General features: G+C 63.0%; 12 protein-coding genes and 3 tRNA genes. 8 read left to right on the top strand and 7 right to left on the bottom strand.

The genetic code is table 11. The features are described 5' to 3' along the window. Nucleotides 1–109: 109 nt before the first annotated feature. The 3 genes from tig to DEIDE_RS03255 all read right to left on the bottom strand — a co-directional run bounded on the left by tig (nucleotide 110) and on the right by DEIDE_RS03255 (nucleotide 1,894). Nucleotides 110–1,426, bottom strand: a complete 1,317-nt coding sequence (gene tig, locus DEIDE_RS03265) for a trigger factor (protein ID WP_012692530.1) — start codon at nucleotides 1,424–1,426, stop codon at nucleotides 110–112. Between the two features lie 263 nt (nucleotides 1,427–1,689). Next, a tRNA-Leu gene (locus DEIDE_RS03260) sits at nucleotides 1,690–1,775 on the bottom strand. Nucleotides 1,776–1,817: 42 nt separating this feature from the next. After that, a tRNA-His gene (locus DEIDE_RS03255) sits at nucleotides 1,818–1,894 on the bottom strand. A 388-nt stretch (nucleotides 1,895–2,282) separates the two neighbouring features. Here DEIDE_RS03255 and DEIDE_RS03250 point away from each other — a divergent pair. The 4 genes from DEIDE_RS03250 to DEIDE_RS03235 all read left to right on the top strand — a co-directional run bounded on the left by DEIDE_RS03250 (nucleotide 2,283) and on the right by DEIDE_RS03235 (nucleotide 6,904). Continuing rightward, nucleotides 2,283–3,425: an acyl-CoA dehydrogenase family protein gene (locus tag DEIDE_RS03250; protein ID WP_012692529.1), complete on the top strand. Its 1,143-nt coding sequence runs from the start codon at nucleotides 2,283–2,285 to the stop codon at nucleotides 3,423–3,425. A gap of 239 nt (nucleotides 3,426–3,664) precedes the next feature. Next, nucleotides 3,665–6,127, top strand: a complete 2,463-nt coding sequence (gene lon, locus DEIDE_RS03245; RefSeq protein ID WP_012692528.1) for an endopeptidase La — start codon at nucleotides 3,665–3,667, stop codon at nucleotides 6,125–6,127. Between the two features lie 90 nt (nucleotides 6,128–6,217). After that, nucleotides 6,218–6,745, top strand: coding sequence for a YqgE/AlgH family protein (locus DEIDE_RS03240; protein WP_041227024.1), 528 nt, complete (start codon nucleotides 6,218–6,220; stop codon nucleotides 6,743–6,745). A gap of 84 nt (nucleotides 6,746–6,829) precedes the next feature. Then, nucleotides 6,830–6,904, top strand: a tRNA-Asn gene (locus DEIDE_RS03235). 294 nt (nucleotides 6,905–7,198) lie between these two features. Here the strand turns inward: DEIDE_RS03235 and DEIDE_RS03230 are convergent. Continuing rightward, a complete protein-coding gene (locus tag DEIDE_RS03230; RefSeq protein ID WP_041227022.1) occupies nucleotides 7,199–7,423 on the bottom strand; it encodes a hypothetical protein in 225 nt (74 codons plus the stop codon). Between the two features lie 535 nt (nucleotides 7,424–7,958). Here DEIDE_RS03230 and DEIDE_RS03225 point away from each other — a divergent pair. The 3 genes from DEIDE_RS03225 to DEIDE_RS03215 all read left to right on the top strand — a co-directional run bounded on the left by DEIDE_RS03225 (nucleotide 7,959) and on the right by DEIDE_RS03215 (nucleotide 10,240). Beyond that, on the top strand, nucleotides 7,959–8,450 hold the full coding sequence (locus DEIDE_RS03225; protein ID WP_041227021.1) for a hypothetical protein: 492 nt from the start codon (nucleotides 7,959–7,961) through the stop codon (nucleotides 8,448–8,450). A 176-nt stretch (nucleotides 8,451–8,626) separates the two neighbouring features. Next, entirely contained in the window at nucleotides 8,627–9,037 is a 411-nt protein-coding gene (locus tag DEIDE_RS03220) for a globin domain-containing protein (protein WP_012692525.1), read from the top strand. A 111-nt stretch (nucleotides 9,038–9,148) separates the two neighbouring features. Continuing rightward, the gene (locus DEIDE_RS03215) at nucleotides 9,149–10,240 is read left to right on the top strand and encodes a bifunctional 3-deoxy-7-phosphoheptulonate synthase/chorismate mutase (RefSeq protein WP_012692524.1); all 1,092 of its coding nucleotides are present in this window, start codon (nucleotides 9,149–9,151) and stop codon (nucleotides 10,238–10,240) included. Between the two features lie 151 nt (nucleotides 10,241–10,391). Here the strand turns inward: DEIDE_RS03215 and DEIDE_RS03210 are convergent, their stop codons facing one another. The 3 genes from DEIDE_RS03210 to DEIDE_RS03200 are packed head-to-tail and all read right to left on the bottom strand — an operon-like array spanning nucleotide 10,392 to nucleotide 12,738. Continuing rightward, entirely contained in the window at nucleotides 10,392–10,997 is a 606-nt protein-coding gene (locus DEIDE_RS03210; protein WP_012692523.1) for a 2'-5' RNA ligase family protein, read from the bottom strand. Beyond that, nucleotides 10,994–11,665: a helix-turn-helix transcriptional regulator gene (locus DEIDE_RS03205; RefSeq protein ID WP_338032127.1), complete on the bottom strand. Its 672-nt coding sequence runs from the start codon at nucleotides 11,663–11,665 to the stop codon at nucleotides 10,994–10,996. The genes DEIDE_RS03210 and DEIDE_RS03205 overlap by 4 nt, the downstream gene beginning before the upstream one ends. An 8-nt stretch (nucleotides 11,666–11,673) precedes the next feature. Then, nucleotides 11,674–12,738: an Mrp/NBP35 family ATP-binding protein gene (locus tag DEIDE_RS03200; protein WP_012692521.1), complete on the bottom strand. Its 1,065-nt coding sequence runs from the start codon at nucleotides 12,736–12,738 to the stop codon at nucleotides 11,674–11,676. A 95-nt stretch (nucleotides 12,739–12,833) separates the two neighbouring features. Between DEIDE_RS03200 and DEIDE_RS17910 the strand changes: the two genes are divergently transcribed. Beyond that, nucleotides 12,834–14,507 (top strand): hypothetical protein, encoded by a 1,674-nt coding sequence (locus DEIDE_RS17910; RefSeq protein ID WP_012692520.1) that lies wholly within the window; start codon nucleotides 12,834–12,836, stop codon nucleotides 14,505–14,507. The last annotated feature ends 57 nt before the right edge of the window (nucleotides 14,508–14,564 follow it).

Here is a 14,564-nt window from a genome sequence, read left to right as displayed (position 1 = left end):
CCGGCCAGAACCGTGCGAACGGAATGCTGCACACGCAGACTCCAAGCCTGGGCCGCGTGGTCACCAAAAAAAGCGGGCCCTGACGGGCCCGCCTTTCATCAGAAAGGTCTTACTCTTCGCTCTTCTCGGCGCTTTCTTCCTGCCCTTCAGCCTGCTGCTCACCCTGGTCAGCAGCGACCGTCTCGGCCTGAGGGCCGCTCAGCTGCGCGAGAGCCTGCTGCAGAGCGCGTTCACGCACGATGCTGGCGTAGTAGGAGTTGATGCCGTTCGGCCCCAGCTGCTTGCTCAGCTGCTCAGGGCTCAGGCCGTTGGCCTGCGCCAGCATGGTCATGGTCTGGTTGAACTCGGCGTCACTGACCTGCACCTTGAGGTCCTCAGCCAGTTTCTCCAGCGCCAGGTCACGCTTCACGCGGGTCTCGGCGTTCTTGGACAGGTCGGCCATGAACTCGTCGAGCTTGCCCTGCTCCTTCATGAAGGTCTCGTACTCGCTCCACTTGACGCCCTGGCGGCTCAGGTCATCCTGAATCTCCTGCATCATCGCTTCGCGGCGGCGCTCCAGCAGAGCCTGGGGGATGTCGGCCTGCATGCGCTCGGTCAGGTGGGCAACGAACTCCTCACGGCGGGCGTTGTCACCTTCCTGCTGGGCGCGGCGCTGCAGCTCGTTGCGCAGATCTGCACGCAGGCGATCAAGCGACTCGAAGTTCAGGCTGCTGGCGAACTCGTCGTTGAGCTCCTGCAGCTGCTTGGTCTTCACGTCCATGATCTTGACGGTCACGGTGTGCTCGGCATGCTCATGGTCGCCGTGCTGGTGGGCCGGCACGGTGATTTCCACGGTGTCGCCCTTGTTCTTGCCCAGCAGAGCGTCACGAACGTGAGCTTCGGCGACATCGAGGTACACCGGGTAGGTTCCGCCATCTTCGCCCTGCTCCTCGATGGTTACCTGATCGCTGGCCTCAATGGCGCGGTCCACGCTTTCGAAGGTGGCGTTGCGCTCCTGCAGATCGCTGAGGGTGCGGTTCAGCACATCATCAGTGATCTCAGGGGAGGTCGCTTCGAGCTTCAGGTCACTCCAGTCACCCAGGGTGACTTCGGGGTACGTTTCGCCCCGGACATTGAAGGTGAAGTCCTTACCGTTGTTGAGATCCTGGGGATCAATGGTGGCGTCCACCAGGCTCAGCTTCAGCTCGCGGGCCGCCTGGGGGTAGTGAACCTGCAGCAGGCGGTCACGCACTTCCTGCTCCACGTAGCCCTTGCCCACGCGGCCTTCGATCACCTTGCGCGGGGCCTTGCCGGGGCGGAACCCGGGAACACGCACGTCGCGGGCCAGACCGGCCCAGACCTGCTCGTATGCGCGGTTTACTTCGGCGGCGGGTACCGCCACCTTGAATTCCACCTTGTTGCCTTCTCTGCTGATCAGCTCTGCCATTGCGTCTCGTCTCCCGTCCGTGCCTGCCGAAAGGCGCTTGCTCCTGTGCGGAGCGGCCCCCGGCGGGCAATCCGTGTTGATTGTTGCCGTGCCGTCCGCATCCCGCCTCCCTCCCCACTGTGGGCAAAGAGGCGCGCGCGCGGCATGCCGCCAAGCATCATACGGCATTTGCCGCATGTGCCGTATGGCACAGGAAGTGAGCCCATAAGGCCACGGCCTGGACCCGAGATCACGGAGTCCAGGCCGCATGTGGCCCCTGATGCTGGTGCGAGGAAAGGGACTTGAACCCTCACTCCCTATGGGAACTAGATCCTAAGTCTAGTGCGTCTACCAATTCCGCCATCCCCGCATGGAAAATCCCGACCTCACCTGACGGTGGGCCGGGACTTGTTGGGGTGGATTATGGGATTTGAACCCACGACCTCCGCTTCCACAGAGCGGCGCTCTAACCGGCTGAGCTAAACCCACCATGTCCTGTTTCCGAAACCTTCACAGGCCCACACATCCTAGGGGGTGATACGTGGGGTGTCAATGCCTGCTGTCAGGCCAGTCGGAGGCCACCGGACCTCCTCCGACTTTGCCGTTCTCCCGCACCGGACAGTTTTCAGCATTTAGGCGTCCCGCTCGGCAGCGGAGGTTCCATGACGCAAAGTTCCCGAAGGAGTTCCGAGCCCCGCCGCTTCAGTAAAGCCCTGCCTGGGGATGACTGCCTGCGGCGCCCCAGCCTCCTGCGGCTGCATGCGCACAAGGGCATGCGCTAATTTACTTCACGTCCAAACGTTCTTCGGTGCCCACGCGTCTCAGCGCGTGTGGTGAACAGATGTCGGTGCCGGGCGGGGTGGGATGGAGGATGCCTATGAATTTCGAGTTGCCGGAAGACCTGCGGGAGATGCAGACCATCATTCGTGACTTCATGCTTTCGCGCGTGGAGCCGCGTGCGCATGAAATCGAAGACACCAATGCCGTGCCGCCGGAACTGATGCGCGAGGCGGCCGGGCTGGGATTGTTCGGACTGAGTATTCCCGAGGAATACGGCGGCGTGGGCCTGGGAGCGCTGGGGCGCTGCGCCGTGTATGAGGCGCTGGGTCAGGGCCACATGGGCTTTGGTGGTGTGATCAGTGCGCACGCCAGTATCGGCACTTCGGGGCTGGTCAAGCTGGGCAACGAGGAACAGAAACAGCGTTTCCTGCCCCGCATGGCCAGCGGCGAGTGCATTGCCGGCTTTGCGATTACTGAGCCCAGCAGCGGCTCCGACGCAGCCAATATCCGCACCCGCGCGGAGAAACGCGGCGACATGTACATCCTCAACGGCACCAAACACTACATCAGCAACGCTCCGATCGCGGGGTTGCTCACCGTGATTGCCATTACCGATCCGGCCCAGGGTACCCGCGGCATGAGCGCTTTTCTGGTGGAACCGCAGAACACCCCAGGCCTGAGCATCGGCAAGGTCGACGAGAAGATGGGCCAGAAGGGCGCCCTGTCGTCCGAGGTCATTTTTCAGGACGCCGAGGTGCCGGCCGCCAACCTGCTGGGCCCCGAACACCTGGGCTACCGCGAGGCTCTGGGCATCCTGACCAACGGCCGCGTGGGAATTGCGGCCCGATCCACCGGCGCCATGCAACGGCTGCTGGATCTCAGTGTGGCGCACGCCAAGACGCGTGAGCAGTTCGGGCAGCCCATTGCCGAGTTCCAGGCGGTGCAGTTCATGCTGGCCGAGATGGAAATCGCCATTCAGACAAGCCGGCTGCTGTGGCAGAAGGTGGCCTGGATGGTCGATCAGAAGCAGGACGTGCGCCGCATGGCCAGTGTGGCCAAGTATCACGCCACCGAAGCGCTCTCACAGGTCGCTGACAAGGCCGTGCAGGTGGCCGGGGGGATGGGCTATATGAAGGACTCGCCGGTCGAGCGCTACTACCGTGACCAGCGGCTGCTGCGCATCTATGAGGGCACCAGCGAGATCCAGAAGCTGATCATCGCGCGCGACCTGCTGGCCTGAGCCTCGGGGTGAACAACCCGGAGGGTGAATGTTCCGTCAGCCGGAGGTGAGTGTCCCATCATGCCAGGAGTCGTAAACTTTTGGCGTGGTGGACACTCTTTAAGCCTCTTGGCAGAGTGGGATTTCATACTTGCCCCAACTGCCCAAACTTGATATATTCACACTCAAGTTTCCTGGCATCAGGAGCGCCAGAGACCCGCCTCTCAGAGCAAGACCCTCACGGGCCAAAGGAGCACCTCATGCCCACCGAACACATCACCCTTCCCAAAAATGTCCCCGTCTGCCCGGTTCGCGGCAGCGTGATCTACCCCACGATGGTGCAGCATATCGATGCCAGCCGCGCCATCTCCATCAATGCCATTGAGGCCGCCATGCAGGGCGACAAGGTTATCCTGATCGTGTCCCAGAAGGACAAGGACGTGGATGACCCGCAGGGCAGCGACCTCTACGAAATCGGGACGGCCTGTAACGTGCTGCGCGTACGCAAGAATCCTGACGGCACGGTACAGATGCTGGTCTCGGCGGTTGCCCGCGTGCGCGCCACCAACTACCGCCGCGACGAGCACCTGACGGCCGACATCGAGGTTCTGCCTGTAGAGACTGGCCCGACCGTAGAGTTGCAGGCCCTGACCCGCGAACTGCGCGAGAAGTTCGAGGGCATTGCCGCAGGTGGCAAGGTCAGTGCCGAGAGTGTCCAGACCATTCAGGGTAAAGAGGATGCCGGCGAGATGGCCGATCACATCGCTTTCAACCTGGATTTCAAGCTGGAAGACAAGCAGGCGCTGCTGGAGACTGTTACCGTCACCGAGCGTATCCGCAGGCTGCTGACCCTGCTGGACACGGAGCAGGAAGTGCAGGCCGTGCAGGCCCGCATCCGCGCTCAGGTCAAGGAAGAGATCGACAAAAACCAGCGCGAATACTATCTGCGTGAGCAGATGAAGGTGATCCAGAAGGAGCTGCACGGCGGTGAGGACGGCGAAGACGCCGACGAAGCCGAAGCCTTCCGCACCAAGATCGAAGCCCTGGACCTCAAGCCGGACGTCAAGAAGGAAATCGACCGCGAGGTCAACCGTCTGGCGCGCATGCATCCAGACGCAGCCGAAGCTTCGGTGATCCGCACCTACCTGACCTGGGTGACAGAGCTGCCCTGGAATTCACGCAGCGAAGACCGCCTGGATGTGGAGGAAGCCGCGCAGGTGCTTGACGAGGACCACTACGGTCTGGAGAAGGTCAAAGACCGCGTTCTGGAATTCCTGGCTGTGCGCCGCCTGCGCAAGGAACGCGCCGAGCGCGGTGAACTGAGCGCCGAGGACGTCAACAAAGGCCCGATTCTGGTGTTCACCGGCCCTCCTGGCGTCGGGAAGACCAGCATCGCGCAGAGCATTGCACGCGCCCTGGGCCGCAAGTACGTGCGCATCGCGCTGGGCGGCGCACGTGATGAGTCGGATATCCGCGGACACCGCCGCACCTATATCGGCGCCATGCCCGGTCGCCTGATCCAGGGCATCCGCACCGCCGGCACCAAGAACCCGGTGATTCTGCTTGACGAGGTCGACAAGCTGGGCACCAGCTACCAGGGTGACCCCTCCAGCGCACTGCTGGAAGTGCTGGACCCGGCGCAGAACCAGCACTTCACCGATCACTACCTGGGCGTGCCGTTCGACCTGAGCGAAGTAATGTTCATCGCGACCGCCAACTACCCCGAGCAGATTCCGCCCGCACTGATGGACCGCATGGAGGTCATCGACTTTTCCAGTTACATCGAGCAGGAGAAACTGGAGATCGCCAAGCGCTACCTGCTGCCCCGCCAGCTGACTCAGAACGGCCTCAAGCCCAATCAGATCAGCTTTACGGACGCAGCACTGGAAAAGCTGATCAGCCACTACACCCGCGAGGCCGGCGTGCGTAATCTGGAGCGCGAGATCGGCACGGTGGCCCGCAAGGTCGCCCGCCGCATCGCCACCGGTGAGGTCAAGCGCGTCAAGGTGACCGACAAGGAACTCGAACGTTACCTGGGCCAGGCCCGGCACACCCCGGAAACCGAGGGCAAGGAAGATATGGTGGGTGTCAGTACCGGAATGTTCTACACCCCCGTGGGCGGCGACATCCTGTTCGTGGAAACCAGCATCATGCCCGGTAAGGGTCTGGTCCTGACCGGACAGCTGGGCGACGTGATGAAGGAATCGGCCCGCGCCGCCCTGAGCTACGCCAAGAGCAATGCCGAGCGCTTCCACATCGACAAGGACCGCCTGGACAACAGCGAGATTCACGTACACGTCCCGGCCGGGGCCATTCCCAAAGAAGGCCCCAGCGCTGGGGGCGCCATGGCCACCAGCCTGATCAGCGCTCTGACCGGTATTCCTGCCCGTCACGACGTGGCGATGACCGGCGAAATGACCCTGACAGGCCGCTACCTGCCCATCGGCGGTCTGAAAGAGAAGGTTCTGGGTGCCCGGCGCGCAGGCATCAAGCACGTGATCATGCCTAAAGCCAACGAACCCGACCTGAGGGACATCCCACTGCACCTGCGCAGCTCGATGCGCTTCCACCCCTGCGAGACGGTCGATCAGGTTCTGGATGTGGCCCTCGTAGGTGGCCTGAAGGCGCTGGAAACGCCCCGTGACGGCAGTGCCACGGTTCCAGCAGCCACCGGCAAACGCAAGAGCAGCCGCCGCGCCGGTGCCGGTGGCGCCCACGCCTGACCTTCACTGCAGCTTTTTGCAAATGCCCCCATCCGTTAACGGTGGGGGTTTTTCCTGTTATTGGGCCTGCGGGCCGTTATCCTGAACCCAATGTCTGCACCGTTGACTTTCCTGGTAGCCAGCCCGCACCTGCAGGGCGAGGTGTTCGAGGGGACCGTGATTCTGCTGCTGGAACACGACCGCAAGGGCGCTATGGGCCTGATCGTGAATGCTCCCACGCCACAGACAGTGGCAGAACTGATGGCAGACGCGGCCGGTCAGAACCGGCGGGCATGGCTGGGTGGCCCGGTCGATCCCACCCTTGGCTGGTGCCTGTATCACCACCCGGTGGGCCTGGACGGCGAGATCAAACTGGTAGATGACCTGCACCTGTCCAGCAGCCTGGAAGTCCTGCGCGCCGTGATGGCCAGTGATCAGGAATACATGCTGATCCTCGGCTACGCTGGCTGGACTGCCGGGCAGCTTGAAGAGGAGGCCCGTGCAGGCGCCTGGGTATGGGTAGAGCAGAGTACTCCCGAGCTGCTGTGGGAAGTTCCAGCGCCGCAGCGGTGGGCAGAAGCACTCAAGCGCCTGGGAGTGACTCCCGGTACCCTGATGCCCGGTGGAGCTCAGGCCTGAGCAGGACTTGCACAGGTGGGAGACGCATGCTACTATCCCTCTCGCGCTGGAAACGGTGCGCCACACGCGCCTGAGGCGTAGGATTCGGCAGTAGCTCAGTGGCAGAGCGTTCGACTGTTAATCGAATGGTCGCTGGTTCGACCCCAGCCTGCCGAGCCAGGAGAAAGCCCCGCTATCAAGCGGGGCTTTTCTTTATAGCTGCCATGCTTACAGGGATATATGGGCTCAGGAAACTGGATTTCCTGAATTTGTGGCCAGAGACTCCTCGATATGCCGGTCCTGTCAGGCGCATGAGCCGGGAAACACAACAACCCCGTCCAGGGACGGGGCGGCTATGGGTATTGCTTTGACTTTTCCGCAGCACATGAGCCAGTCGATCCCGCGTCCAGCCCCCGTGATTCTCCTGATTGGTCGCCTATCCAACAGCGGTTCCATGGGGTGACCGGGGCCGGGTTAGTCAGCAGCTTCCAGGGCTACATTTGGAACCTGGGGACACGAGGAAAGGTAGGCAATCGAGCGCCAGGGGATTTCTACAGTCATGCCATTGATCGCTGCTACAAAAGGCAGGGGAGGAAGTTTCTCCTGATTGATGGTCCGGCTGAGCCGGTCCTTCTGAGAAGGCGACATCTCCAAGGCAATTGTGTCGCCGCCGGCTAGATGCAGATGCACAGTGAGCATAAGACCTCCGAAGAAAGGTTGATGTGCAATGGAGATACTTGAATTGAACTCCCTCCGGCTTACTCCTTTCTTTCCTCTCGCAAACGCTTCCCCTGCGGCTGCAGGACATCTATGAGACGCAGGAAGTACGTTTGAGTGCTCCTGCATTTGAGTACGTCATATGCAGGTCCGCCGATCACACATCAGAGTCAGGCCCTGCAGTGCTGTTCAACGACGGTGTTCCCAGTCCAGGCCACCTGAACCCGAACCCTTGAAGGGCGACCAGATTTGAACACTCACCGCGTGACGCCAAATCCTGAGCGGGATGCTGCTTCGTATGATTTGAGTCCAACAAAAAGCCGGCGATCAGGTCCGTGCTGACCATCGCAGCCCGCCATGCCTTTGAAAAAGCCGAAAGACCGGCAACGCGCCTAGACGACCTTACCAATATGTTCAGACATTCATGCCGAAAAAAAGCCGTCAGGATGAAGTTTTTGGAAAACCAAGCTGAGTCTGTAGGAGTTTAGTCAGACTGTTTATGTTACGGTCGCGCGGTATGCGTTTTTCTCATTCAGCTCTCGTAAATCTCACGTTTGCTGCTGTGCTTGTGGCAGGCTCGGCACAGGCAGAAGGCTCAGGCAGTTCTATTGTCTCGCAACTTGCTGCTGACGCCTCTGGGTCGGCCAAAATCATCAGCGAACTGCGGCCCGATGTAGATGCTCTGGTCAAACATGAATTCGATCAGTCACTGCCCCAGCATCGGGCGGCTGTACGCGCTGCACTGGTGCTGCAGGCCATGAGCAACAATCCTGATCCCACTTCAGCCGAACTGAGCCGCCACCTGCAACTGCACCTCATCACCTCCTTCTGCCTCAAACGCACGACCCAGGGAAGTGACGCCGTGCGCGACAGCCTGCTTAAAAAGCTGAAGGAGATGGTGCTGAACACCGACGCACGCGAGAAGAACTATCAGCGGTATCTGGCGGCAGCGAAGACGATAAATCTGAAGCTCGCTACCGACAACGACTGCGCCGAGCTCGACAAGTAACCACTGATTACCACCCAGGGTCTTGAGGGAAATGATTTAAATCGCGGACTTCATTGCCTGGGACCTTCAGGGTTTCCTTCTGCCCCCAGGCAATCAAACCGCGAGTCGTGTCGGCAGCCAAGCCCAAGTGGTCACGTCCACGGTCTGCGCACACTTCAGGCGCTACCGTGGAGATGATGTCGGCCCCAATGTCTCTGAGCGCAGGTGGCAGCCTGTACGAACGGATCGGTCCCCAGGCCCTGAAAGCACTGGTGGACCGCTTTTATTCGCTTGTTGCGGCCGATCCGGACCTGGCACCGATTTTTCCATCTGACCTCGGCCATACGGCCGACAAACAACTGGCTTTTCTGACCGGCTTCCTCGGCGGGCCCCCGCTGTATCACCAGCGCTACGGCCATCCCCGTCTGCGGGCCCGGCATCTGCCCTTCCCTATTACCCCGGAGCTTGCTCAGGCGTGGCTCAGATGCATGAAAGCAGCGCTCCAGCAGACGCCTGAAATCTCACCGGACGACGCCCGAGAACTGTATGCGGCGCTGAGCCGGGTAGCCATTCATATGGTGAACACACCAGCCGCCGGATCAGCCTGATTTCCGGGTACGACGACTGGCCAGCAAGCCTGGACAGGACTTGGACAACTCCTGTCAATTGACTAGCAGGGCGAGTGAATCCTGCGATCCCAGACTCCTACACTGCAGGCCATGACATCACAACGTTCTATTGACGATCTGCGCGCTGAGATCGATCAGATTAATCGTGAGCTCCTGACCCTGATGTCCAAGCGGGGCGAGGTGGTGGCCCTGATCGGTCACGCCAAGACCCAGGAGGGCCGCCCGAACCATTACGATCCGGCCCGGGAAGAGCAGCAGCTGCGCGAGCTCGAAGCCCTGAACCCTGGACCGTTCCCGGCCTCGACCATCAAGACCATCTTCAAGGAAATCTTCAAGGCCAGCCTGGCCCTGGAGGAAAGCAACGACAAGAAGCAGTTGCTGGTCTCGCGCAAGGTCAAGCGGGAAGATACCGTGCTGGATATCGATGGTGTCCGTATCGGAGGCAACGAGCCGCCCATCATCATTGCCGGGCCCTGCAGCATCGAGAGCGAGGAGCAGATGGAGCAGACGGCCGCCTTCCTGCAAGGCAAGGGCGTGAAAATCCTGCGCGGCGGTGCCTACAAGCCCCGCACCAGCCCTTACGGCTTTCAGGGCATGGGCGTCGATGGTCTGATTTTAGGCAGCAGCGTGGCCCGTGAGCATGGCCAGCTGTTTATCACCGAGGTCATGGATACCCGTGACGTAGAGGTCGTGGCCGAGTACGCCGACATCCTGCAGATCGGCGCGCGCAACATGCACAACTTCGCCCTGCTGCGCGAGGTCGGCCGCGCCCGCCGCCCGGTGCTGCTCAAGCGCGGGCTGTCGGCCACCATCGAGGAATGGCTGTACGCTGCCGAGTACATCCTGTCCGAGGGCAACAACGAGGTCATCCTGTGCGAGCGCGGTATCCGTACCTACGAGAAGTGGACCCGCAACACCCTGGATCTCAGCGCGGTCGCGCTGGCCAAGCAGGAAACTCACCTGCCGGTCATTGTGGACGTGACCCACGCTGCTGGACGCCGTGACCTGCTGATCCCACTTGCCAAGGCCGCGCTGGCTGTAGGTGCCGACGGTATCCACATCGAGGTACACCCCAGCCCGGCCACCGCGCTGTCGGACAACGAGCAGCAGCTGGACTTCGCCGGCTACGAGCAGTTCCATGCGGCGCTGAGCAGCATGATGCGCGTGGCAACGCCAGCCTGAGGACACAGCTGAGGGGGGCCGGGTCATCAATCCCCGGCCCCCCTTGCTGTGGCTTCCGCCGGCAAGTCTCAACCCCCGGTCAGAAGAGACAGCCGGAGGCTCCCGGTACCGGCCTCCTGAGACGAGCACCCAGGTCCATTCCCACGCCAGATCAGCTGGGTTCGGCGTCGCGGCTGACCAGCACTGGAACCTCGTCCGGGGCAGCTTCCAGCGGGAAGGTATGCAGTTCCTGCACCTCGCCACGTTCCTCCCGGGTCAGGCTCAGTGCGTGCACCGTGAAGCGGTCCACCGGTGGCTTCAGACGCTGAACAGCCTCCCACAGCACAGGCTCGGCCCAGGGCAATACACCCAGCGCCAGGGTCAGGTGCGGCCGGTACAGTTCCCCGTCGTGGGGGGCGCGGCTTGAGGGACCGACGGCAAGCAGGCGCTCATGCAGCCTCCGCAGCGTCGGATCAAGTTCGAACTCCAGAAATATGACATTTGGAAGCTGTTTCCAGCCTTTGATGCGTACCTCAAACTCGGGCTCGCCGCGCAACGCTTCTCTGACCGCAGCCACCAGTTCGGCGCTGCGCAGCTCAGTCTGAAAGGGTGCCCGCAGGTTCAGATGCGGCAGGCCGAAGCCACGTACTCCCAGCTGTTCCTGACGGCGACGCATCCAGGTGTCCAGCGGCTCTGGAGGCCACGCCACGATGCTGTGCAGTGGCTTGCGGGTCTCCAGGTCGGCCGGCAGAAACTGCGGCGGGCCAGGCTGGCTCATGAAACAGCCGCGCCGATACGGTACCGGCAACACCCCTGACCACAGGCAATACGGGTCTCACGACTCACGGGAACACCAAACAGGTTCCGGTAGAGGGTAAGTTCTGAGATGCACAACTCCTGATACTGCCGCGCCACAGACAGGTTCGGGCAATGCCGCTGGGTGATATACCAGACCTCTTCCCCGCCCGGACCCACCATTTCCCGGTGGGCCACAGCGTCAAAGCCCAGTTCTGTGAGGTGCACCGCGAGGCTCTCGACCCGCTGGCCCAGGGTGGCCGTTCCTGCCAGTTCCGTACGCAGCCGCTCGGCGAGTGCCTGACTGCGGGCGTCCAGCACCTTGATCACCGCGCCCTGGCCGTACAGGTCGCGCAGGTGGTGCAGCACATCGACACAGAGCCCCGAGTAGGTATTGGGAAAAGCCGCCTCTCCCCGCTCTGTGAGCGCAAACACATGCTGCGGGCGGCCCCGCCCACCGGGTTTCTCGACCTTCGCTTCCAGGAGCCCCTGATCCAGCAGGTCACCCAGATGACGCCGGGCTGCCGGGACGCTGACATCCAGCCGGGTCGCCAGGTCCTGCGCGGTTTGCGGACCATAACGCTTGACCAGATCCAGCAAGCGCGTCTTGGTCCGCTCCGGGGACACGGGCGAGGCAGAGGAAGCAGCCACGGACAGACTCATACGACGGTCAGCTGATCCGGAAGGTCCGCAAGGCTCTGGTGAAGAGCACGCACGCTGATCTGCCCGGCCAGGTTGCGTGCCACCTGAATCAGTGCCTGAGCGGCCGCGTTGTCGGGGTGTGCCAGCACAGCAGGAATCCCCTGATCCGCGTCCTGCCGCACTTCTACGTTCAGTGGCACCTCACCCAGCAGCGGGTACTGCTCGCCCAGCTTGCGGCTGCCGCCGCGTCCGAACAGATCGTAGGTGTGCCCGGTGTCGGGTGCCACGAAGTAGCTCATGTTCTCCACAATGCCCAGCACCGGCACACTGGCCTTGCGGAACATATCGATGGCGCGCGCCGCATCGATCAGGGCCACGTCCTGCGGCGTGGTGACGATGACCGCCCCCGTGACCTGTACGGTCTGGGTCAGGCTGAGCTGCACGTCCCCGGTGCCGGGCGGCAGGTCCACGATCAGGTAGTCAAGCTCACCCCAGGCCGCGTCCTTGATGAACTGCTGAATGGCCGAGTGCAGCATCGGCCCGCGCCATACCAGCGCCTGCCCGGCTGGCGAGAGGTTGGCCATGCTCAGAAAGAGCAGGCCGTGTGCTTCGATAGGCTGCATCTTGCGCTGCTCATTGGCGGTGACGCGGGCAGCTCCCTGACCCATCATGTGCGCCACGCTGGGGCCGTAGACATCGGCGTCAAGCAGACCCACACGCGCGCCGTCACGGGCCAGAGAGGCAGCCAGGTTCACAGCGACGCTGCTTTTGCCCACGCCTCCCTTGCCGCTTCCCACCAGCACCACGTGCTTGACGCCAGGCAGCGCCGGCTGGGCGGCCTGGCGCACAGTTGCACCGAAGGTCACCTGGACGTCCTGCACGCCAGGTACTTCCAGCACCGCGGCGCGGACATCAGCTTCGATGCGGCCTTTCATGGGGCAGGCGGGCGTGGTGAGGTTTACCTTGACCTGCGCCACCCCACCCTCCATTTCGGCCCGCTCAATCATGCCCAGCGATACCAGGTCGCGGTGCAGTTCCGGGTCATTCACGGTGCTCAGGGCGCTGAGTAGGGCGTCACGCATATCCTTTCAGTAGTAGCGCAAAGCTGCGCACGCGGCAAGACAACAACTCACACTACGGCCCCGGAAGAGCCCTGCACGCCGGTATACTGGCGCTTGTGAAGCCCATCGGTCCCTACGTGGCGGCGCGCGACCTCTCGGGCGCTCAACAGTCGGTGCGCACGCTGCACGCCACCGACCGCTTGACGGGTATGCCGGTCCTGCTGCACCTGCTGCCCGGTCCTCTAGCGGTTCCGGAACTCCCGGACCACCCGGCGCTGCTGCCGTTCAGCGACCACGGCGTATACAGCGGGCAGGCCTATCTGGTCTCTGAATTGCCGCTGCACGCTCAGCCAGCTTCTGATCCCCTGCTGGCCGCGCGAGGTGCCCTTCTGGCCCTTGATGCGCTCCATAGCGCCGGCCTGGTCCACGGCGGGGTGGGTCCATCGCAACTGTGGAGCGTTGACGGTGAGGTTGTTCTGGCTGGAGCCGGTCTTCCCTGGCATGCAGGTCAGGCAAGTGCCCAGACTGATCTGCGCGATCTGGTCCAGACTCTGGACACACTGGGCGGCCTGCCTGCCCGGCTGGCTCCTTTAAGAGACGCCCCCGGGACACTAAGCGCCCGGGACGCCCTGGACCGCCTGAGGCAACCTGCCAAAGAGGTGCGCCCCGCAGCACTGCGCACCAAGCCGGCACCCACAGCGCAGCTCCCAGACACCGGCCCGCCAGCAGAACCACGGCTGCACGACGGTTCGCCAATCGTGCTGGGTGAGCCTGACCTTCCTGCGCCGGAGCCGCACCCCCAAAGCCGCGACACGATGGCCGCAGAGACAGCTCCCGCCGTAGAGACCATCGTCATCGCGGCCAGTCCTCCTTCGGCTCCTGCCATTCCTGCCAGTCCGGCAGGCCATGAGACTCCCCAGGAACGCCGCCGCAGGGAAAACGAAGCCCGGCGGGCCCAGGCTATCCAGGACGCCCAGGCAGGTGCCCGCCGCAAAGCCGAGCGTCTGCGCGCCCAGGCCGAGGAGCAGCGCGCGGCGGTGCCGGAGCCGATCCGGATCGGATTTACAGAAGGTGCGGCTTCTTCTGACGCTGACCTTCCCGAATGGACTCCAGAGCCCGGAGCCGGCGACGGCAGCCCCCCGGCCCCCCGGTTGCAGATGCAGGCCGTGGAGCGGCTGCCGGCCTCGCTACGCCGGGTTCCGGAGCCCGTGGTCCCGGAGACGGCAGAGCTGGAAGCAGCGCCCGAACCTGGAATCAGCCAGGAACCCCAGGACTGGCTTCAGCCCACCGAACCAGGGCGCCTGCCAGGACGGCGGGTGGCCCGTGAGCCGATCCGGATTGGTTGGGACGAGGATGAATCCTGGCGCGTGGTCCGCGAGCCTGAACCTGAACCCGGCGGCACCCCGCTGCGATCACCGCGCTGGCTGCTGCCGCTGGTGGCTGCGCTGCTGCTGATCGTGGCAGCCGTGTGGGCAGCCCGGGTCGTGGCTGGCCGGGCCGATTCGGTGCAGGCCAGAACTCAGCCGCCAGCAAGCGCAGCTGCGAAGTGCTGTGATGTGCGCTTCGCTGTCCAGGGCGGCTCAGGAAAGGGGGCCGAGCTGTTCGTGGTGAATGCGCCGGAAGACGCCAATCTGACCCCCGGACAGGATCTGGGCAAAGCGCCGGGAGTGGTGCGTTTTCCGGTGCGCGGGCAGTATCGCCTGCGGGTTGTGGCTGACGGGTACAGCCCGGCGACCCTCAACCTGACGGTGCCGCGCACCTCGCCGGTCAACATCGCCCTGGGCCAGTAGGTTGAGTCAGTCCACCTGATCTGCTTTGATCTGTTTCTGCCAGAGGTCGTCTGTCCG

It is taken from the genome of Deinococcus deserti VCD115 (genome assembly GCF_000020685.1).
In the GTDB taxonomy this organism is placed as follows: Bacteria; Deinococcota; Deinococci; order Deinococcales; family Deinococcaceae; genus Deinococcus; species Deinococcus deserti.
Note: the sequence above shows the minus strand (reverse complement) of the source record. Positions and strands in the feature narration are given on the sequence as shown.

Coding starts and splice junctions, on each gene's coding strand:
- tig (WP_012692530.1), bottom strand. CDS start 1,426: ATGGCAGAGCTGATCAGCAGAGAAGGCAACAAGGTGGAATTCAAGGTG.
- DEIDE_RS03250 (WP_012692529.1), top strand. CDS start 2,283: ATGAATTTCGAGTTGCCGGAAGACCTGCGGGAGATGCAGACCATCATT.
- lon (WP_012692528.1), top strand. CDS start 3,665: ATGCCCACCGAACACATCACCCTTCCCAAAAATGTCCCCGTCTGCCCG.
- DEIDE_RS03240 (WP_041227024.1), top strand. CDS start 6,218: ATGTCTGCACCGTTGACTTTCCTGGTAGCCAGCCCGCACCTGCAGGGC.
- DEIDE_RS03230 (WP_041227022.1), bottom strand. CDS start 7,423: ATGCTCACTGTGCATCTGCATCTAGCCGGCGGCGACACAATTGCCTTG.
- DEIDE_RS03225 (WP_041227021.1), top strand. CDS start 7,959: ATGCGTTTTTCTCATTCAGCTCTCGTAAATCTCACGTTTGCTGCTGTG.
- DEIDE_RS03220 (WP_012692525.1), top strand. CDS start 8,627: ATGTCGGCCCCAATGTCTCTGAGCGCAGGTGGCAGCCTGTACGAACGG.
- DEIDE_RS03215 (WP_012692524.1), top strand. CDS start 9,149: ATGACATCACAACGTTCTATTGACGATCTGCGCGCTGAGATCGATCAG.
- DEIDE_RS03210 (WP_012692523.1), bottom strand. CDS start 10,997: ATGAGCCAGCCTGGCCCGCCGCAGTTTCTGCCGGCCGACCTGGAGACC.
- DEIDE_RS03200 (WP_012692521.1), bottom strand. CDS start 12,738: ATGCGTGACGCCCTACTCAGCGCCCTGAGCACCGTGAATGACCCGGAA.